At 53.2% G+C, this 19,205-nt stretch carries 19 protein-coding genes and 1 riboswitch; all 19 genes read right to left on the reverse strand.

What is annotated here, in order from left to right:
• Positions 1–7: 7 nt before the first annotated feature.
• Positions 8–1,276: a bifunctional 3,4-dihydroxy-2-butanone-4-phosphate synthase/GTP cyclohydrolase II gene (locus K0T92_RS01935; protein ID WP_219870727.1), complete on the reverse strand. Its 1,269-nt coding sequence runs from the start codon at positions 1,274–1,276 to the stop codon at positions 8–10.
• A 33-nt stretch (positions 1,277–1,309) separates the two neighbouring features.
• On the reverse strand, positions 1,310–2,002 hold the full coding sequence (gene ribE / locus K0T92_RS01940) for a riboflavin synthase (protein ID WP_219870728.1): 693 nt from the start codon (positions 2,000–2,002) through the stop codon (positions 1,310–1,312).
• Between the two features lie 139 nt (positions 2,003–2,141).
• Positions 2,142–2,346: riboswitch (FMN riboswitch) on the reverse strand.
• 131 nt (positions 2,347–2,477) lie between these two features.
• Positions 2,478–2,825 carry a hypothetical protein gene (locus K0T92_RS01945; protein ID WP_219870729.1) on the reverse strand — a complete coding sequence of 116 codons (348 nt, stop codon included), beginning with the start codon at positions 2,823–2,825 and terminating at the stop codon, positions 2,478–2,480.
• Positions 2,826–3,452: 627 nt separating this feature from the next.
• Positions 3,453–3,884 (reverse strand): peptidylprolyl isomerase, encoded by a 432-nt coding sequence (locus K0T92_RS01950; protein ID WP_219870730.1) that lies wholly within the window; start codon positions 3,882–3,884, stop codon positions 3,453–3,455.
• An 806-nt stretch (positions 3,885–4,690) separates the two neighbouring features.
• The gene (gene lysA, locus K0T92_RS01955) at positions 4,691–6,025 is read right to left on the reverse strand and encodes a diaminopimelate decarboxylase (protein ID WP_219870731.1); all 1,335 of its coding nucleotides are present in this window, start codon (positions 6,023–6,025) and stop codon (positions 4,691–4,693) included.
• A 126-nt stretch (positions 6,026–6,151) separates the two neighbouring features.
• Positions 6,152–7,780 (reverse strand): spore germination protein, encoded by a 1,629-nt coding sequence (locus tag K0T92_RS01960; RefSeq protein WP_343223611.1) that lies wholly within the window; start codon positions 7,778–7,780, stop codon positions 6,152–6,154.
• A 23-nt stretch (positions 7,781–7,803) separates the two neighbouring features.
• Positions 7,804–8,247 carry a stage V sporulation protein AB gene (locus K0T92_RS01965; protein ID WP_219870732.1) on the reverse strand — a complete coding sequence of 148 codons (444 nt, stop codon included), beginning with the start codon at positions 8,245–8,247 and terminating at the stop codon, positions 7,804–7,806.
• Complete coding sequence (locus K0T92_RS01970) at positions 8,237–8,941, reverse strand: stage V sporulation protein AA (protein ID WP_246627789.1); 705 nt, start codon at positions 8,939–8,941, stop codon at positions 8,237–8,239. The genes K0T92_RS01965 and K0T92_RS01970 overlap by 11 nt, the downstream gene beginning before the upstream one ends.
• 147 nt (positions 8,942–9,088) lie before the next feature.
• On the reverse strand, positions 9,089–9,844 hold the full coding sequence (gene sigF / locus K0T92_RS01975; protein WP_219870733.1) for an RNA polymerase sporulation sigma factor SigF: 756 nt from the start codon (positions 9,842–9,844) through the stop codon (positions 9,089–9,091).
• A 20-nt stretch (positions 9,845–9,864) separates the two neighbouring features.
• Complete coding sequence (gene spoIIAB, locus K0T92_RS01980) at positions 9,865–10,311, reverse strand: anti-sigma F factor (RefSeq protein ID WP_219870734.1); 447 nt, start codon at positions 10,309–10,311, stop codon at positions 9,865–9,867.
• Positions 10,308–10,661, reverse strand: a complete 354-nt coding sequence (spoIIAA, locus tag K0T92_RS01985) for an anti-sigma F factor antagonist (protein ID WP_219870735.1) — start codon at positions 10,659–10,661, stop codon at positions 10,308–10,310. Before spoIIAA ends, spoIIAB begins: the two co-directional genes overlap by 4 nt.
• A 196-nt stretch (positions 10,662–10,857) precedes the next feature.
• A complete protein-coding gene (locus K0T92_RS01990; protein WP_219870736.1) occupies positions 10,858–12,045 on the reverse strand; it encodes a D-alanyl-D-alanine carboxypeptidase family protein in 1,188 nt (395 codons plus the stop codon).
• Positions 12,046–12,736: 691 nt separating this feature from the next.
• Entirely contained in the window at positions 12,737–14,068 is a 1,332-nt protein-coding gene (locus tag K0T92_RS01995) for a pyrimidine-nucleoside phosphorylase (RefSeq protein WP_219871171.1), read from the reverse strand.
• Between the two features lie 37 nt (positions 14,069–14,105).
• Positions 14,106–14,318, reverse strand: coding sequence for an aspartyl-phosphate phosphatase Spo0E family protein (locus tag K0T92_RS02000; RefSeq protein WP_246627790.1), 213 nt, complete (start codon positions 14,316–14,318; stop codon positions 14,106–14,108).
• Positions 14,319–14,505: 187 nt separating this feature from the next.
• Positions 14,506–15,330 carry a purine-nucleoside phosphorylase gene (locus tag K0T92_RS02005; RefSeq protein WP_219870737.1) on the reverse strand — a complete coding sequence of 275 codons (825 nt, stop codon included), beginning with the start codon at positions 15,328–15,330 and terminating at the stop codon, positions 14,506–14,508.
• Positions 15,331–15,414: 84 nt separating this feature from the next.
• A complete protein-coding gene (locus K0T92_RS02010; RefSeq protein WP_219870738.1) occupies positions 15,415–16,590 on the reverse strand; it encodes a phosphopentomutase in 1,176 nt (391 codons plus the stop codon).
• A 43-nt stretch (positions 16,591–16,633) separates the two neighbouring features.
• Complete coding sequence (xerD, locus tag K0T92_RS02015; RefSeq protein WP_219870739.1) at positions 16,634–17,533, reverse strand: site-specific tyrosine recombinase XerD; 900 nt, start codon at positions 17,531–17,533, stop codon at positions 16,634–16,636.
• Between the two features lie 141 nt (positions 17,534–17,674).
• Positions 17,675–17,908 (reverse strand): DUF4227 family protein, encoded by a 234-nt coding sequence (locus tag K0T92_RS02020; protein ID WP_219870740.1) that lies wholly within the window; start codon positions 17,906–17,908, stop codon positions 17,675–17,677.
• 140 nt (positions 17,909–18,048) lie between these two features.
• Complete coding sequence (ald, locus tag K0T92_RS02025) at positions 18,049–19,182, reverse strand: alanine dehydrogenase (protein ID WP_219870741.1); 1,134 nt, start codon at positions 19,180–19,182, stop codon at positions 18,049–18,051.
• Positions 19,183–19,205 lie beyond the last annotated feature (23 nt).

Raw genomic sequence — 19,205 nt, forward strand, 5'->3', positions numbered from 1 at the left:
TGATTGATCATCCTTCCACTTTTTCAATAGTATCGTCAAAACGGAGCATATGTCCGAGTTTGGATTGTTTGGTATGCAGGTAATTCGTATTGTCCTCATTCTCTTCCATTTGCAGGGGAACCCGCTCCACAACCTCGATGCCGTAGCCCTCAAGGCCCCGGATCTTCCGGGGATTATTGGTCAGAAGGCGCATCTTGCGAACGCCGAGATCCTTGAGAATTTGAGCGCCGATCCCGTAATCGCGCAGATCAGGAGCAAAGCCTAGTTTAATATTCGCGTCCACCGTGTCGAATCCCTGCTCCTGCAGTGCATAAGCCTTCAATTTATTAATCAGGCCGATACCGCGCCCCTCCTGCCGCATATAGAGCAGCACGCCGCTTCCTTCCTCATCAATCTGCTTGAGAGCAGCAGCCAGCTGCGGCCCGCAATCACAGCGGTGGGAGTGGAATACATCGCCGGTCAGACATTCCGAATGGACACGGACAAGCGTCGGACGGTCAGGGTCCAGCTGGCCCTTGACCAGCGCGACATGCTCCTTGCTGTCCACCTCATTCGTGTAAGCGATAGCGCGGAAAATACCGAAATCTGTCGGCATCTTCACATCGACCGCGCGCTCCACCAGCTTTTCTTTCTCATTGCGGTAGTGGATCAAATTCTGGATCGTAATTAGTTTCAGCTTGTGCTTGTTCTTAAATTCGATCAAGTCGGGCATTCTTGCCATTGAGCCGTCTTCTTTAATTATTTCGCAGATAACCGCTGCAGGAGCGGAGCCGCACATGCGGGCCAGATCAATCGCTGCTTCCGTATGTCCCGCCCGGCGCAGAACGCCGCCCTTCTTGGAGATAAGCGGAAAAATATGCCCCGGCCGCCGGAAGTCCGCCGCCTTCGTATTCGGATTGATTAGCGCCTTGACCGTCTCCGACCGTTCATGCGCCGAGATTCCGGTGGAAGTGGAGATATAATCGACGGACACCGTAAAGGCTGTGCCGTGATAATCCGTATTATGGGTTACCATCGGAGGAAGCTCCAGCTCTTCCGCCCTCTCAGGGGTAATCGGCACACAGACCAGACCGCGAGCCTCAGTAATCATGAAATTAATGACTTCCGGTGTTGACTTGTCCGCCAATGCGATCAGATCACCTTCATTCTCGCGGTCCTCATCATCCACGACGATGATCGGTTTGCCGAGAATCAAATCATAGATTGCCTCTTCAATCGCATCAAAGCTCCCGGCATCAATCTCGTTCGGATTTACTTGTTGTTGATCGTCATGCATAGGGTTGACCACCTTTCCTGCAAGTCTGGTTAATTACATGAATCCGTTATCCGCCAAAAAAGATGCCGTTATTCCGCCACCGCGGCTTCCTTGCCTGGATCCGGAATCGCTCTCTCCGCCTGCCGGCCCGCCGCCCTTGTAATGGAGCAGATGATCCACATACTTGCCTAATACATCACATTCAATGTTGATGACACCGCCTGCCCCTTTGAACTGCAGCGCCGTCTCCCGCAAGGTGTGCGGAATAATCGAAACCGTGAAAGTCGCTTGATCTGCAGACACAACCGTAAGACTTATACCATCCAGTGTGATGGAGCCTTGAGGAATGATATATCTTAATAAAGCAGGATCATGCGGTCTGATCGTAAACACTACCGCATTCGCATCCGGCGTCCGCGTTACGATGGCACCTGTTCCATCGGCATGGCCTTGAACGATGTGGCCGCCAAAGCGTCCTCCGGCCTTCATCGCCCGCTCAAGGTTGAGCGTCTCGCCAGGGCGAATATCCTTTATATTCGTATGGCGGAAGGTTTGCGGCATAACATCCACCGTGAAGGAGGTGCCGTTAAGCTCTACTACGGTCAAGCATACGCCATTAACTGCAATGCTGTCCCCGATTGCCGCATCCTCCAGCACGCGGGATGCTTTGATCGTCAGCAGCATGGCCTCCCCTTGCTTGTAGGAGCGTGACAGTGTACCTATCTCTTCAATAAGACCAGTAAACAAACAAAAATCACCCCTATGGCAGGCAGCCAACGGAGTGATGGGAATGTAAAGGACGTAATGGAAGACACATTTAAACAAGCCCTCATACTTTGTGAAAAAATATACAAAGTGAGCGAATAGAAAAAATGGAATTCGCAAACGTCTCCTTCTCCCATCCAGACTTTACTGTCGGTCCCGGAATTGCACCAGGTCCACCGCTTCGCCATTGCTTCACCGTTAGACGATCAGAAGCTGCGAATCGGGTCACGGACTGACAGAACGACGAACACGTAATCGTTGGACGAGTCGTGTACGCTGCTCTGATCACCGCCGGTTGGGAATTTCACCCTACCCCGAAGGAAACCGCAAATACTTTGAAGAAATGTTACCACTTCAGAATGAAAAATGCAATCTATTTTCATCGATTATTTTTGTCGGAAGCCGAAAGAGAGCAGCCCTCTGCTCAGAGACTGCTCCCCGCAATCGCTCATAACCGCTAATTATAGCCCGGATAGTGGCTGTTCTGATTGGTCAGCTTAGGCAAAATATTCATCGATTCGATATGCTCCCTCGTCCTGGGTGTACCGAGCCTGTAAATATACGCATAGAGGTCAAGCAGGTCATCGCTGAATTTCTCCTGGGCCGGGTCCCGCTCAGCGGATTTGAAAGGAATTGCTGCGCGAAGGGAGGTCGATTCCGTAATCTTCTCCTCCTGCTGCAGCTTCCGCTGAAGTATCGTAAGCTCCTCCTCGGTTGCTTGAATGGACAGCTGATCCGTGCGCGAAGGCTTCATCTCAATCGTACCCGATGTTATCGATACATAGTAAGTTTGAGGCGTCATCATGCCCCCTCCTTTCCTGATATACCTCTATAACACGATCAGTCCGATTATGAAACAGCAAATAAGGACTGTCCAGAAAGTCCAATATCCAAAGAGTCATTCCCAATTGATAGGAGAAGATGCCTCCAAAACCACTAAAAGGCTAAAAAAGTGGGGCCGGAAGCATCTATTTCATTCCTATAGTGGGGACTCTGAAATCATCAGACCACTTTCTCGGTCACCCCTTCTCCAAGTGGTTCGAAGGCAGAGTGACGGAGTAAAAAGCCTGCGAATGTGCATGAATTTCGGTTAAAAGACGCCATAATGATAAAATTCCTGCAATGATGCATGAATGTGAGAAAAAATCGGCCGTTAAAAGGAAATAAAGGTAAAATACATGCACTCTGGCAGGCATTTTACCTTCATCGGGTCAGAAACGAGAACAAAACTGCCGTTTCGCATGTTTGCCTCCTCGCATCTCGCTTGTCTCGGCGTTTGAATGACGGATCGTCCTCTGGCGAGGAAATACATCAACAATCCCAAGATCGCAGGCATTCCACGTCGTACAGCTGCTTAAAGTGGGAGCTGAGACTTCCAAAAGGACTTTCTGGAAAGCCCCTATACGAGTCAAGGCTTATTCAGGCTGACGTCCTATACGTCTACAACTTCGACCTTTTCCATTTTGTCGCGGCCCTGGAATGCATCAACATGCTCCATGCCTTTCGCCACTTTGCCGAATACGGTGTGTCCGCCATCGAGATGCGGCTGCGGCTGATAGCAGATGTAGAATTGGCTGCCTCCTGTATTGCGGCCGGCATGCGCCATTGCGAGCGTACCGCGCTCATGCTTGTTCGGGTTGATCTCACAGTTGATATTGTATCCCGGCCCACCGTTGCCGACACCGTTCGGACAGCCGCCCTGTGCGACGAAGCCCGGAATAACGCGGTGGAATGTCAAGCCATTGTAGAAACCAGAGTTCGCCAGTTTCTCAAAATTTGCAACCGTGTTCGGTGCGTCTTGATCGAATAGGTCAATTACTACTTCTCCGCCGTTTGCCATTGTAATTTTCGCTTGTTTTGCCATTGTTTGTTGTCCTCCCAATTTGGTTTAATCCCCCTAAATCCCCCTTGGAAAGGGGGACCCCAGGGGCTCCCTCCCCTGGACCCCGGCCCCACCGTACCTGCCACGAGGCCGTCTTCGTCCCCACTATGGTGCCGCAACCCGCTTTCGTCCACTTCCGTGGACACGCTCCACCTCTACGCCTCTTCACCCACTATCAGCCTCTTTAAAACCTTCCTGCTGCCACCTTCCACTCTTACCCTTCTCTCCCCCACCATCCACCTGCACCCGCTTTATGGCTCCCGCCATAAAGCTCTCTTTCGATGCACTGCACACACACACACTTCCCGTACACATCAGTGCAAGGGAAGTGTGTGACTTGGGTTGTTGGGGCGGAGCTTGGTTGTGTATTTGGCTTTAGATGATTGTGTTTGAGCTTGTGTTTGTTTTTGAGCTTGGTGTGCTTTTGGCTTTATATGGTTTTGTGAGTGGGTCTTTGATCACAACAGAATTCGGGGCTTGCTGGGACGGACAGGTTGCTTTGTCCGTCTTGTTTGCCCCTCCTTATTATAAGTTGAACGATTGCAAGAACAACAGAGCGGAGCAGGGGGAATGATTCTGGAGAAGCGTCAGCGCTCGCCTTTGTTCCTGGAATTCCACATGAACGGATACAATTCAAGAATTCCGGGAACAACAGCGATCGTAAGAACATTCCCTTGTGCAGCGGCCTGCTTGTTCATTTCCATCGTTGAACATTCTCTTGTGCAGCAACCTGCTTGTTCATTTCCATCGTTGAACATTCCCCTGCGCAGCGGCCTGTTTGTTCATTTCTATTGTTGAACGGTGCTTGCTTGCTTCATTCTTGCAGGGATTACGTCATTGCCGATAATATTGTCCAGCGACTCGCGCTTGACTGCCAGATCCGCTTGACCATCCTTGACGAAGACTACCGCCGGACGACGAATCCGGTTGTAGTTGCTTGCCATTGCATAGTTGTATGCGCCTGTGCAGAATACGGCCAGCAAATCTCCCGTCTTCGCTTTAGGCAGCTCCAAATCCCAGATCAGCATGTCGCCGCTCTCGCAGCATTTGCCCGCTACGGAGACGGTCTCTTCTGCCGCTTCATTCGCACGGTTGGCGAGAATCGCCTCGTACTTGGACTCGTACAGCGCAGGACGGGGATTGTCGGTCATGCCGCCGTCAACGGCAATATATTTGCGCACGCCTGGAATGTCTTTGCTTGTCCCAACTGTATACAGCGTCGTACCCGCATCGCCAACCATGCTGCGGCCCGGCTCAACCCAAATCTCAGGCAGCGTGTAGCCGGCATTGGAGAAGTTGGTTTTGATGGAATCGGTGATCGCCTTGACATACTGCGAGATCGGAAGCGGCGTATCCCCTTCGATGTAACGGATGCCGAAGCCGCCACCAAGGTTGATAACGCTGAACATAATGCCGAGCTCATCACGCACTTTGACCGCGAAGCCCGCTACTTTATCTACCGCCATCTGGAAGCCTTCCACCTCGAAAATTTGCGAGCCGATATGGGAGTGAACGCCCAGCAGCTCCAGGTTAGGGAGCCCATCGGCTTCCTTGATCGCCGTATATGCCGAACCGTTGCCCAGGTCGAAGCCGAATTTGGAATCGGTTTGTCCCGTTGAAATATATTCATGCGTATGTGCTTCAACACCCGGCGTAATCCGAAGCAGAATCTTAACCTTCTTGCCCTTGTCGCCTGCAAGCGCATTAAGCAGCTGCAGCTCGTTGAAGTTGTCCACTACGAAGCAGCCGATATTCGCGTCAAGCGCCATGTTGATCTCATCCGGCGTCTTGTTGTTGCCATGGAAGTGAATGCGCTGCGCCGGGAATCCTGCCTTCATCGCCGTGTAGAGCTCGCCGTCAGAGACGACGTCCAGCGACAGATCTTCTTGCTCGGCAATGGCACACATAGCCATTACACTGAATGCTTTGCTCGCATAGGCAACCTGGAATTTCAGGCCCGATGCGCGGAACGACTCCACATATTCGCGCGCGCGCTGACGCACAAGCGCCTCGTCAACAATATAAAGCGGCGTTCCAAACTGTTCTGCCAAATCTGCGACATCGCAGCCGCCGATCTCTAAATGACCTTTTACATTGATTTTGCTAGTACCGTGAAAATACATTGTTTCCCCTCCGCTGTCCAATTATTCCCATTGATTTTGATTTGTATCAATTAACATCAGTATACCTTATTCATCCCTTTGCCGAAATGGATATTTTCGCAATTCCTTTGCATTTTTTGCGAATGATTACTTTTTGGCGCGGTCAGGCATCTTATCCCGCTGCTGCGGCTTGAGGTTGTTGGGACGTGTTCTATTATACAGAACCGGCTGTCTGAATATAATGTTCCACAGCCCCTTCAGGTCGAATGGAATAAGCGGCCACATGTAGGGACGATTGAAAGACCGCTCCATAACCAGGATGATAAAAATGGCGGTGGTCGCCAGCATGAAGCCCGGTACCTTGAACGAGGCTACGGCCACAATTAGCACCAGCCGGACGATCCGGTTCGCCAGGCCAAGCTCATAGCTTGGGGTCGCGAACATGCCGATGGCAGCTACAGACATGTACAGGATGACCTCATTGACGAATACACCCGTCTTGACCGCGATGTCTCCGATCAGAATGGCTGCGATCAAGGACATTGCCGTCGCAAGCGGGGTCGGTGTATGTACAGACGCCATCCGGAGCAAATCAACCCCTAGCTCTGCAATTAGAAACTGTGCCACAAGCGGCAGCTGACCGGCTTTCTGCAAGCCGATGAAATCCAGCGCAGCAGGCTTGAGCGCGGGCTGAATCGTGAACAGAAACCACATCGGAAGCAGAAACAGCGAAGCGAAGATGCCCATAAACCGGACCCAGCGAAGATAGGTGCCGATAAACGGCGTCTGGCGATTCTCCTCCGCATGCTGGATCAGATCAAAGTAGGTCGTCGGCAAAATCATGACGCTCGGTGTTGTATCGACGAAGACGGCCACATGCCCTTCCATGAGATGAACCGCCACAACATCGGGCCTCTCCGAATAGCGGACGAGCGGAAAGGGGTTCCACCCCCGCTTCACGGTCGCTTCTTCCAGCTGTTTGTCGGCGAGCGGCAGTCCGTCCAGCTTGACCGATTTTATTTTGTCGCGAATGGATTCCAGCAGATCCTTGTCCACTATATCGTCGATATAGGCGATACACACATCTGTATGTGTCCGCTCCCCAACCTGCAGCACCTCATAGCGCAGCTGCTTGTCGCGCAGCCGCCTGCGAACGAGCGTGACGTTGACCAGCATCGTCTCTACGAAGCCGTCGCGGCTGCCGCGAACGACACGCTCCAGCGATGGCTCCTCTGGCCCGCGCGCCGGAAAGTTCTTGGCATCGATAAGGAGCAGTTCGGTCTCCCCATCCATATACAGCGCGCTTCCTCCCGAAAGCACATTAGTCATCATTTTGTTCCAATCGCCTTGACGTTCTACTTGAATGCCTGGCACATAATGATGAAAGAACGACTCCAGGGCGAAGGAGGACAGATCACTGGGGTCGAGATAAGTTAGCCGGGTCAGAATATCCGTCAGCACCTCATCCTTGGCAAACCCGTTCATGAAGAACAGCGCGGTGCGCTTGCCGCCGAATGTCATCTCCCTTACGACAACATCGAAGCTTTTCTTATATCCGACCTCCTGCTCCAGCTTCAGGATGAACGCTTCCATATTATCGGGGATTGGAACGGGCTCTTCCTTCTCCTTTTTATCTCCGCCAGCCCTGCTGTAGTGTACCTGTATAGGCTCGGAATGCTTCGTCCCCTGATCCGCATCCTCTTTCCAATGGGCAATGATCGGATCTTCTTCCCCTGCCTCCGGCCGGTTCTGGCTGCCATGCTCATGCTCGTTCATTCCTATACCCCCTATGTCTAGTTCTACTCCATCCATTGAAATACGAGCCAATCGAACAGCGATCCCGTTACTTTCCCAAGCATCATCGCCATGACGAGGCTAACCATGAAGCAGCTGAGGCGCAAGCGCTTCGCTAACAGCGGCAGCAGGTTCATCACTTCCGTCAGTGCCGCAGCGAGCATGCCGATAAAAATGCCGTCGAACAGTCCGATCCCTGCCAGCGTGAGACGTCCGGGCAGCGAGAAGCGCCATTCCATGAAATCAGCCAATGACCAGAAGACCGCTCCGCTTATGAGCGCTGTCTCATACCAGATCGACTTGCGGAAGGCGCATGCCAGCTGCGCTAGCCGGGGGATGAGATCCAGAACGATCAGCAGGGCGATGAGTCCGCTGCCGACAGACAGCCCGCCGGCAAAGCCGAGGATAGCGACGAATGCTTTTGCAGCCCATGCGATACTATCCATCATCGATCCCTGCCCGCGAGCTGCCGCCGCTGGAACGCTGACCGGGCTGACCGATATCGGCGCCGTTCTTCCTGCTCATCTCGTCAGCAATAACATAGGCATTCATATTCTCCTCGTACATATAGAGCTCCACCTCAAGCGGGTTGGGCTCTTCATTAAGCTTTTTGCGGAAAATATGATTGAAAAAGACGATCATGCCAAGTCCAATCCCGAGGGAATAGGGGATCTGAAACCATAACGGATGCTCACTCTTCTTGCCTGTCACAAGCTCCGTGATCCGCTGATGAACCTCCTTCATACTGACATCTGTATGAAAGTTCATAATCGCAAGTCCTGAACCGAAGAACAGCAGCAGCCAGGCCAGAATCAGCACGGCAATTCTCGGCTTGGGCGGCTTGTCCGCCACGAGCACAAGCACCTGCGGATCGCCGAATGTCTCAATTGTCAAATCCGGCTCCCGCTGCCGCAAGGCGCCTACAATTTGCAGCAGATCAATAACGATACGGTTGCCTTCCGTCTGTTGGTGGCGATGAAGGACGAACGTCTGCAGCTTGGCCTCAATAACAGGATCAGCGCAAAATAGACGGGCGGCGTGACCAAGCGTGACAATGCCTCCAGGCTTGATGCCGATCCGCTTGCGCAGCCGCAAATATAAGATTGATGCAGCGGCACTGCTCATATGCTTGCCTCCCATCATCAGTTAGTGGCTCCTTACCCTTCCCTTTTAGTATGATTAAAGGCCGCCGTGGATAATCGGTTCAATTGCGGTAAGTTCAACCAAACCTGCCGCGATGCAAAAAGACCCAATCGCCGCAGCCCGGCGATTGGGTCTCCTGTATGCTTATTATTGAGCGATCTGATCTCTGATCAGCTGCAATATCTTTTTCTCCAGCCTGGATACCTGCACCTGCGAGATACCTAGCCTGGATGCTACCTCAGACTGAGTCTGGTCACGGTAATAACGGAGAAAGACGATAAGCCGCTCCCGCTCCGACAATCCGCTGATCGCTTCATTAAGCGCCAGCTTGTCGAACCAGCGATCCTGCGAATCATCCGCGATCTGATCCATTAACGTGATGGGATCGCCATCGTTCTCGAATACCGTCTCATGAATCGAGGTCGGCGGCTTATTCGCCTCCTGGGCGAATACGACATCCTCCGGACTGATCCCGAGACGCTCCGCTACTTCCTTGATCGTGGGCAGGCGCCCCAGCACTTTGGACAGCTCATCCTTCGTCTTGCGCACCTTATTGGCTGTTTCCTTGAGAGACCTGCTTACCTTGAGTGTTCCGTCATCTCTGAGAAACCGCTGAATCTCCCCGATAATCATCGGAACCGCGTAGGTCGAGAATTTCACGTCATACGATAAATCGAATTTATCGACTGATTTCAACAGACCGATGCAGCCGATTTGAAACAAATCCTCCGGCTCGTAGCCGCGGCCCATAAACCGCTGCACGACAGACCAGACGAGCCGTATGTTGCATTGTACTAGTGTATCACGCGCTACCGTTTCACCAGATTGACTAAGCGCGATCAGCCGCTTCACTTCTGAATCGTCCAAGTATGGCCCCGCTGTTTGTTTCACACCGACTTCCATGAGGTTCAACCCCTACGCGCCTAATTAAATAGCGCTTTTTTCGATTCAATGCGCTTCGTCATCGCAATAGATGTTCCGGTTCCCGGCTCGCTCGACACCTCGAAGCCATCCATAAAATTCTCCATAATCGTAAAACCCATCCCCGACCGCTCCAACTCCGGCTTGGACGTATACAAGGGCTGGCGCGCCAGGTCCAAGTCCTCAATGCCATTGCCATTATCCTTAATAAGCAGCTTCACAACATCGCCTTTGATCGACGCTTCGATCGTCACCTTGCCGTCCGGATCGTTGTCATAGCCATGAATAATGGCATTCGTCACCGCTTCGGAGATGACGGTCTTCAGATCGTTCAGCTCCTCAATGGTGGGATCGAGCTGGGAGACGAATGCGGCTACAGCAATACGCGCGAACGCTTCGTTCTCCGAACGGGCGGAGAAGGTAAGCGTCATCTCATTCGTTTCGTTCATGAAACGACCTCCAGACTTGTGAGCGCTATTCGCTCATTCTCGTGAATAGGCAATATTTTGAACAGCCCTGACAGCTCGAACAATCGGTACACGCCCTGATTGACATCGCAGACGACCATTTTGCCGCCCTTGGCTTTAAGCTGCTTGTAGCGTCCCAGAATAACGCCCAGGCCGGAGCTGTCCATAAATTGGAGTTCCTTCAAACTGAGAATGATATGGTCGCTGCTGCCGTGCAGAATCGCATCCTCCATCTTGAAGCGCACGATATCGGCCGTATGATGATCCAGCTCTCCGTGCAGCCTGACGATGAGCACATTGCGGTAATGCTCCAATTCAACCTGCAAACTCATAATCCTGTTCACTCCTCCCCCGTGTTGAACAAGCATTTCTACAATTGGAGTTCCATTTCCTGCCTCACGACAAAACTAGAAGCAGGGCCCTATGAGCTGACAAAATGCGCTACACTTTTGCGACGGAATACGCATTTATTCACTGGTTCAACTGTCCATCCATTCCGGTCAGCCGTTAATCTGCGGCTTGAGCTTTTTAGCTGAACAGGCCGCCGAAGCTCCGTTTCAGCAGCTTCCACCAGCCTGCACGCTCAACCGATACCGGAGCGTCCACTGCGAACTCGGTGAGCACCTGATCGCCCTGATACACAATAAGCTTGCCGATCGGAGCATTCACGGTAACAGGCGCCTTGAGCGGCTCCAGCTTGAGCTCATAACGGATATCTTTGACCGAGCTGCCCTTCCTCAGCAGTACACTATAGGAATGCTTGGCCGTAAGCTGCAGCTCCGATTGCATGCCCTTCTCAATCTTGACCGTGCCCATCGGGTCACCCTTCTTGAAGATCGGATGGTTCATATATTGAGCGAAGGAGAAATCAAACATCTGCGATACTTCCGCATTGCGCGTCTTCGTATTCGGCTCGCCCATAACGACTGCAATGACACGCAGATTGTCACGGCGCGCAGTGGCTGTCAGGCAGAATTTGGCCTCTGTCGTAAAGCCAGTCTTGAGGCCGTCCGCTCCCGAGTAGAACCGGACAAGCTTGTTCGTGTTCACCAGCCAGAACGGTTTCTCGCTCGATTTGCGCAGATAGTCCTGATACATCCCTGTATACTTGGTTATTTCATTATGCTTGAGCAGCTCTCGCGACATGATGGCGATATCATGAGCCGATGAATAGTGATTCTCCGCAGGAAGACCATTGCAATTGGCAAAATGGGTATTCTTCAGTCCCAGCTCCTCCGCGCGCTTGTTCATCATGTTGACGAACTCCGCTTCCGTCCCCGCAATCTTCTCTGCCATCGCAACAGACGCATCGTTTCCTGATGCCAGCGCGATGCCTTTAAGCATCTCGTCAACACTCATCTGCTCGCCCGGCTCCAGAAAAATTTGCGACCCTCCCATAGATGCCGCATATTCGCTCGTGGACACTTTATCAGTCAGCTTGATCCGTCCTTCATCCAGCGCCTCCATAATGAGCAGCATGGTCATTACCTTCGTAATGCTTGCCGGCGGCAGCCGGTCATGGCTGCTTTTCTCGTAAATAATCGTGCCGCTATCCGCATCCATCAGAATGGCCGAACGCGAGGATGGCGCAAGCTCCGACTGGACAGCCGCTTCTCCCTCGGCCCTCTTCTCCCCGGCAGACCATGCCGTTGACGGAGCCAGCAGCAATATCGCGATGCAGCTCATAACTATTAATCGTTTACACTGTTGATTCATACGTATCGATCCCCTCCAGCATGATGTCTGCAGCTGCAAGCGGCCACAGTTCGGCTAAAATCTCTTCCTTAGTTTCGACCGATACGCGTTAAATTATTCCAGTACCGCGATTTTTTATAGTGTTTTCTAAGATTATGCCCGGTTTAAATGCATGAACAGATCTCTGCGCTGGATACGGCTTAATCTGTGCTCGATCTGTGGCTGGATCCGTAGCTGGATCCGTAGCTGGATCCGTAGCTGGATCTGTGCTCGATCTGTAGCTGGAATGCGTGATTTCGCGTTTGTAAGCCGGATATATCGTGTTATAGCACTGAATGACAACGCGGTGTATGTTGTAAGCAGGAAAATTCCTTGCTACAGCTGGAAGAGAGCCATTCGCGCCCGCGCAGAGGGTGACTTTAGACGAAAAAAACCGCTTACGACGCACGAAACAACCTCAACCTTGGCTGAAAGGCGGAAAAATCCGCTTACAGACGGCACAACAACGAACGACAGGGTCACTTGAGCTTGGGTTGTCGCTGTGTGTATCGAGGTCATCGCTGTGTATCGACCGTGAATCGGCAATAGCATCATGCAGAGCGCTGGACATGTGCTTCGAGCTTCCTGCACGTGCATTCCCGGCAGCCTGCTCAAATAAAAAAACAGCAGCCCCGTCAAAAACCGGGTGCTGCTGCCTGTCGCTGTTTGCGGCCTAACTATAGCGCTGAACGCCCTTTCCTGTCACGACTGACAGCAGAAGCGGAGACAACCCTGGTTCCTCTGTGCTAATCGTATAAGCGTTCTGCACATGCTCCACAATGAGGCGGTTGGCCTCACCTTCACTGCGTGCATGCAATATTGCAATCGTCTCGCCTGCCGCCACCTTGTCTCCTACTTTGCGGCGAAGCACCAGTCCCACAGCGTGGTCGATCGCCGCATCCTTCGTAGCGCGTCCCGCTCCGAGCTGCATCGCTGCGATTCCAAGCTGCTCGGCATCAATGCGCTGCACCCAGCCTTCCTGCAGAGCCGCAACTTCTATGAGGACAGGCGCCTGCGGCAGTAGGTCCGGCTGATCTGCAATGGCCGGATCGCCGCCCTGCGCCGCGACAAAAGCGCGGAACTTGTCCAACGCAGCGCCGGATTCCAGCCGCTCGCGCAGCATGCTCTCCGCCGATTCCATATCGCTGGCTTGACCGCTCAGCACGACCATCTGCGCGCTCAATGCAATGCAAAGCGCGGTCAAATCCTGCGGCCCCTGCCCTCTCAGCGTATCAATGGCCTCTTGAACCTCTAGCGCATTGCCAATCGCATACCCGAGCGGCTGATCCATGTCGCTAATAATTGCGGAGGTCTGCCGGCCTACCTGGGTCCCGATATCCACCATCGCACCAGCCAGCGCCTCGGCTTCATCCACTGTTTTCATAAAAGCGCCGCTGCCTACTTTCACATCCAGTACAATCGCATCCGCTCCGGCGGCAATTTTCTTGCTCATAACCGAGCTCGCAATCAACGGGATGGATTCTACTGTAGCGGTCACATCGCGCAGCGCATAAAGCTTCTTGTCCGCGGGCGTAATGTTCCCGCTCTGTCCGATTACAGCCAGACCGATCTCATTCACCTGAGCGAAGAAACGTTCTCTGGTCAGCTCTGTCTGAAAGCCGCGTATCGCTTCCAGCTTATCGATCGTTCCGCCTGTATGTCCAAGCCCTCTGCCCGACATCTTCGCCACCGGGACACCGCAAGCCGCTACAAGCGGGCCTATGATGAGCGTCGTTTTATCCCCTACGCCGCCTGTGCTGTGCTTGTCGGTCTTGATCCCGCGGATCGGAGACAGATCGATCTCATCGCCGGATTCCGCCATAGCCAGGGTCAGCGCCGCCGTTTCCTCTGCCGTCATTCCCCGAAAATAAACAGCCATTGCCCAGGCCGACATCTGGTAGTCAGGAATGTCGCCCCGGCAGTAGCCCTCCACCAGGAAAGCGATCTCCGCCTGGGACAGCGGCTCGCCGTTCTTTTTTTTATGTATAAGATCAACTGCGCGCATCATTATGAGCCTCCTCATGATGGATGTCGATAATAGCTCAGGTTGCTTTGGGCTCGTCGAGCGATTTGCGCTTGTCCGTTTGCGCTTTAACAATAAGTTGGTCGAGCGTCTGGCTGAGCAGCAGCACATCACGGTGCATAAAGGTCTGTTTCCTCATTGCTGCAGCCACCAGTTGACCACGCAGCCGTTCAAGCCGACGATTCGTAAGGTTGTCCATATTCATCACCACTTTATCTGTTATCACGGACATTATACGACGAGCGCCGAACAAAGAATGTCACAATCAGTCGAGCGAATTGTTACATTTATGTTACAGAAACAGAGATGCTGCACGACATATTGTAGCTCCAAAAGGAGTACAATCGTGCAGCATTATCATATCGAACAGATGCGCGGTATCTACCGCAAGCTCCGCGCCAACTGTGCGTTTCAGATGATTACAGCAAGGAGATCAGACCGTTGACAAGACCAAGGAATCGCGTCTTCACACGCTCGGTCGTCTCCATTACTTCCTCATGGGACAGCGGCTGGTTCAAAATACCCGATGCCATATTGCTTATGCACGAAATACCTAGTACCTCGATACCGGAATGACGCGCCGCGATAACTTCCGCAACCGTCGACATGCCCACTGCATCGGCTCCCATTGTCCGCATCATGCGGATCTCCGCAGGTGTCTCGTAGGAAGGGCCCAGAACGCCGACATAGACGCCTTCACGCAGTGTGAATCCTTGCGCCTCGGCCGTTTGGCGGGCCAGGCCGCGCAGCCGGCTGCTGTAAGCCTCCGACATATCGGGGAATCTCACGCCAAGCTCGTTGTCATTCGGTCCGACCAGCGGATTGCGTCCGGTCAGATTAATATGATCGCTGATCAGCATCAGATCGCCGGGATCATAGCCAGTGTTAATGCCTCCTGCAGCGTTCGTGACTACGAGCGTCTTCACTCCAATCGCCTTCATGACACGCACAGGGAAGGAAGTCAATTCAGGACCATAGCCCTCATACATGTGGAACCGTCCCCGCATAAGCACAACGGTGCGCCCGGAGAGCGTGCCGATCAGCAGCTCGCCTGCATGTCCCTCAACCGTGGAGAGCGGAAAATGCGGAATATCCTGATACGCTATCGTCACAGCGTTCTCAATATAATCACCCAAAATCCCCAGCCCCGAACCCATAATAAGGCCGATCTCCGGCTGTACTTTAATCCGTGCAGTTATGTATTCCGCTGCCTCGCGGATATGTGCTCCTGTTAATAAATTCATTATAAATGCCTCCCATGCGATTTGAATTATTATAGTGGCTGCGCCGGGCAGCGCAGAGCCTGCCTGCCCGCGGCGGCCCTTCCCCTAACGCAGCATGCTCAGGAACGAGCTGCCATGCTCCGGCGACTGCACGCCGAAATTATCGGCGATTGTAGCCGCGATATCCGCAAAAGTCGAACGAATGCCAAGTGAGCCATGCGCCTGAAAAGCTGGACTGTACACGAGCAATGGCACATACTCACGGGTATGATCCGTTCCAGGATGCGTCGGATCGTTGCCATGATCGGCAGTTACGATCAGCAAATCCTTGTCGCCGACCAGCTTCTCAAGCTCCGGAACCGCCCTGTCGAACGCTTCCAGCGCCTCCGCATAGCCCTGCGGGTCACGGCGGTGGCCGTAAAGCGAATCGAAATCGACCAGATTGGTAAACAGCAGCCCCTTGAAGCTGCGGGCCAGCGTCTGTGCCGTTTGCCCGATGCCATCGGCATTGCTCTTGGTCGGAAGCGACTCCGTGATGCCCTCCATACTGAAAATATCACCGATCTTGCCAACTGCGATTACGTCAAGGCCGCTGTCCTTGAGCGAATCAAGGATCGTGGGCTCGGGCGGCGCAACCGCGTAATCATGGCGGTTGGGCGTTCGCTTGAACGCCCCGGGCTTGCCGACATACGGCCTGGCGATTACCCGTCCAACCGCATAGCGGTCATCAAGCGTAAGCTCGCGGGCAATCCGGCAAGCCTCATACAGCTCTTCGAGCGGAATGATCTCTTCATGCGCAGCAATCTGAAAGACGCTGTCCGCTGAGGTATAAACAATCCATTGCCCTGTTCGCATCTGCTCCTCGCCAAGCTCGTCGAGAATTTCAGTCCCGCTGGCCGGCTTGTTGCCGAGAACGCCCCGGCCTGTCCGCGCCTCGAACTCGCCCAGCAGCTCCTTTGGGAATCCTTCGGGGAAGGTGCGGAAAGGAACTGTCACTCTCAGGCCAGCGATCTCCCAGTGTCCCGTCATCGTATCTTTGCCGACGGAGGCCTCTGCCATCTTCCCGAAGTATGCGCCCGCCTCAGCCGCAGGTGTCCAAGCCCCCAGCGGCGCAATCCGGTCAAGCCCCCAGCGGCGAAGATTCGGCAGATTAAGGGCAGGAACACGCTCCAAAATATGCCCGATCGTATGGGATCCGGCATCTCCGAAGGCTGCCGCATCCGGCATCTCGCCAATCCCTACACTGTCGAGCACAATAACTGCAATCCGGTCAAAAGACATCTCATCACTCCTTCTTCCAAGGCACTATGACCATAGACGTATATTATTTCACCTTCGCCCTGGGATGTGCAAGATTATAGACGTCCTTCATGCGCGTCTTCGTTACCTGTGTATAAATCTGTGTTGTCGAAATATCGGCATGGCCCAGCATTTCCTGGACAGACCGCAGATCCGCCCCGTTCTCCAGCAGGTGCGCGGCAAAGGAATGCCGCAGTGTATGCGGCGTAATTTCGCTTAGAATACCCGCCTCCACGGCATGCTTTTTGATGATTTTCCAGAAGCCCTGCCTTGTCATTCGGGTGCCCAGATGGTTCAGGAACAGCGCCTGCTCCGTACAGTCGCCCTTCAGAAGCTTATGACGCATAGATTGGATGTAGGTAGTCAGCGCTTTGCAAGCAACTCCTCCAAGCGGAACGATCCGCTCCTTGGCATTCGTGCCCACACAGCGGATAAAGCCCATGCTCGCATCGACATGCTCGACATCAAGCGTGATCAGCTCCGTTACCCGGATTCCAGTCGCATACAGCACTTCCAGCATCGCATTGTCCCGGGCGCCAGCAGCCGTCGTAATGACCGGAACGCTTAGAATCCGCTCAACCTCTTCTACCGTCAGCACTTTCGGCAGCCGCTTCTCCTGCTTGGGTGTCTCCAGTTCAGTGGAGGGATCGTAAGCAATAAACCGTTCTCTCGTCAAATATTGAAAAAACGAACGGATTGAAACTGTATATCGTGAAACAGTCGCAACAGCTCTGCCCTGCTGCCGCAGCTCATTTAAATATCGCAAAATATGATGCTTGTGAACATCCCCAATCGCGGATACCCCTTGCAATTGAAAGTAGTCGATAAAAATATTCAAATCACGCTCGTAGGATTCGAGAGTGTTCGGGGAGAGTCTTCGTTCGGACGATAGAAACTGGATAAATGATCGTAGATGTGCTTTCATGGGTCGGTCCTTTCCCTGAAAAATCGTTCCGATGGCGCATTTGTCCTTATGTATATTCCACAATGCCCCCGAGTTCTCCTGCCAATGAACGGCAATTCTTGTCGAATCATTGCAGAACCGCCTTTATCCCATGTCCCCCGCTTACTCCCCATACCAGTAAAATAACCGCAGTCTGTCCGATAAAGTGTTCTCCTCCAGCGGCGCAGGCTGTGCCCGAAACACTTTCTCGGCGCTGCCCTGCGGCACTCTGTAGGGGTCTTCGGGAGCTATCCATACCGCAATGTAACGGCAGCCGTTATACATCACGATCGTGAACAGAGCCAGCAGCACAATGAACACGATCCTCCTTGTCCATCTCCGAACCGATAAGACCATGACCGGCGACCCCCTCTTTCATAAGTGAGACGGACAATAATGGTTGTCCCTTACAACACCATATGAAGAGTGCCATCCAATCATGACTTATAAAGCTGTATTCGAAGGCATGCCTTCCCTTCTCCTGGCGAGATGCCATCCTAGTCGAATGGCTTGCTGCCAATCAGCTGCTCCAGCGCCATGTAAGGCATGACTACAGCCTCCGCAACCTGCGGATGCGTGACATGGCCCTTGAACGTGTTGACTCCCTTGCTCAGCGGCTCATCCTGCAGCAAGGCTTGCTTCAGTCCCTTGTTCGCAAGGTCAAGCGCATAGGACATCGTCACATTCGTCAAGGCAAAGGTTGACGTGCGCGGTACAGCACCCGGCATATTAGCCACCGCATAATGAAGCACGCCATATTTCTCATAGATCGGATTGCTGTGCGTCGTTACACGGTCAATCGTCGCGATGGAGCCGCCTTGATCGACAGCTACGTCAACGATTACCGCCCCTTTTTTCATCGTCTGCACCATTTCATCCGATACGAGCTGCGGAGCGCGGGCGCCTGGAATCAATACCGCACCGATGAGCAGATCCGCTTTTCGAACGGCGTTGGCGATATTATAGGGATTGGACATTAAAGTCCGGATTCTTCCGCCGAAGACATCATCAATATAACGCATCCGGTCAGCGCTTTTCTCCAGAATGACGACACTTGCTCCCATGCCTAGTGCAATTCTTGCCGCATTGATGCCGACCGTTCCTCCGCCGATGATGATGACCTCCGCAGGGGGCACGCCTGGAACACCGCCAAGCAGAATTCCTCTCCCGCCGTAGAAAGCCTCCAGAAATTGCGACCCCACCTGAACCGCCATTCGCCCCGCCACCTCACTCATCGGAGTGAGCAGCGGCAAGCTCCCGTTCTTCAACTGAATCGTCTCGTATGCAATTCCTGTCACACCCTTCTGGACGAGCGCCTTGGTCAGCTCAGGAGCAGCAGCCAAATGCAAGTAAGTGAACAGCAGCAGGTTCTGGCGAAAATGTGAAAATTCCTCCGGCAGCGGCTCCTTCACCTTCATAATCATCTCAGCCCTCGCCCACACTTCTGCGGCATTGTCTATCATGACCGCCCCTTCGGCTGCATACGAATCATCGTCAAAGCCGCTCCCGATACCGGCACTGGACTCAACCAGCACTTCATGGCCTGCAGCCTTCAGCATGCTGGCCCCAGCCGGCGTCAATGCCACGCGGAACTCACTTCCTTTAATCTCCTTAGGCACACCGATTATCATCACAATTCCTCCTCTTAGTAACA

This window comes from Paenibacillus oenotherae, from assembly GCF_019443105.1.
GTDB lineage: Bacteria > Bacillota > Bacilli > Paenibacillales > Paenibacillaceae > Paenibacillus_Z > Paenibacillus_Z oenotherae.

What these genes read in the sequence shown, in the direction of transcription:
- K0T92_RS01935 (WP_219870727.1), bottom strand. Translation starts at nt 1,276, where the DNA reads ATGCATGACGATCAACAACAAGTAAATCCGAACGAGATTGATGCCGGG.
- K0T92_RS01945 (WP_219870729.1), bottom strand. Translation starts at nt 2,825, where the DNA reads ATGATGACGCCTCAAACTTACTATGTATCGATAACATCGGGTACGATT.
- K0T92_RS01950 (WP_219870730.1), bottom strand. Translation starts at nt 3,884, where the DNA reads ATGGCAAAACAAGCGAAAATTACAATGGCAAACGGCGGAGAAGTAGTA.
- lysA (WP_219870731.1), bottom strand. Translation starts at nt 6,025, where the DNA reads ATGTATTTTCACGGTACTAGCAAAATCAATGTAAAAGGTCATTTAGAG.
- K0T92_RS01960 (WP_343223611.1), bottom strand. Translation starts at nt 7,780, where the DNA reads ATGAACGAGCATGAGCATGGCAGCCAGAACCGGCCGGAGGCAGGGGAA.
- K0T92_RS01965 (WP_219870732.1), bottom strand. Translation starts at nt 8,247, where the DNA reads ATGATGGATAGTATCGCATGGGCTGCAAAAGCATTCGTCGCTATCCTC.
- K0T92_RS01970 (WP_246627789.1), bottom strand. Translation starts at nt 8,941, where the DNA reads ATGATGGGAGGCAAGCATATGAGCAGTGCCGCTGCATCAATCTTATAT.
- sigF (WP_219870733.1), bottom strand. Translation starts at nt 9,844, where the DNA reads ATGGAAGTCGGTGTGAAACAAACAGCGGGGCCATACTTGGACGATTCA.
- spoIIAB (WP_219870734.1), bottom strand. Translation starts at nt 10,311, where the DNA reads ATGAACGAAACGAATGAGATGACGCTTACCTTCTCCGCCCGTTCGGAG.
- spoIIAA (WP_219870735.1), bottom strand. Translation starts at nt 10,661, where the DNA reads ATGAGTTTGCAGGTTGAATTGGAGCATTACCGCAATGTGCTCATCGTC.
- K0T92_RS01990 (WP_219870736.1), bottom strand. Translation starts at nt 12,045, where the DNA reads ATGAATCAACAGTGTAAACGATTAATAGTTATGAGCTGCATCGCGATA.
- K0T92_RS01995 (WP_219871171.1), bottom strand. Translation starts at nt 14,068, where the DNA reads ATGCGCGCAGTTGATCTTATACATAAAAAAAAGAACGGCGAGCCGCTG.
- K0T92_RS02000 (WP_246627790.1), bottom strand. Translation starts at nt 14,318, where the DNA reads ATGTCCGTGATAACAGATAAAGTGGTGATGAATATGGACAACCTTACG.
- K0T92_RS02005 (WP_219870737.1), bottom strand. Translation starts at nt 15,330, where the DNA reads ATGAATTTATTAACAGGAGCACATATCCGCGAGGCAGCGGAATACATA.
- K0T92_RS02010 (WP_219870738.1), bottom strand. Translation starts at nt 16,590, where the DNA reads ATGTCTTTTGACCGGATTGCAGTTATTGTGCTCGACAGTGTAGGGATT.
- xerD (WP_219870739.1), bottom strand. Translation starts at nt 17,533, where the DNA reads ATGAAAGCACATCTACGATCATTTATCCAGTTTCTATCGTCCGAACGA.
- K0T92_RS02020 (WP_219870740.1), bottom strand. Translation starts at nt 17,908, where the DNA reads ATGGTCTTATCGGTTCGGAGATGGACAAGGAGGATCGTGTTCATTGTG.
- ald (WP_219870741.1), bottom strand. Translation starts at nt 19,182, where the DNA reads ATGATAATCGGTGTGCCTAAGGAGATTAAAGGAAGTGAGTTCCGCGTG.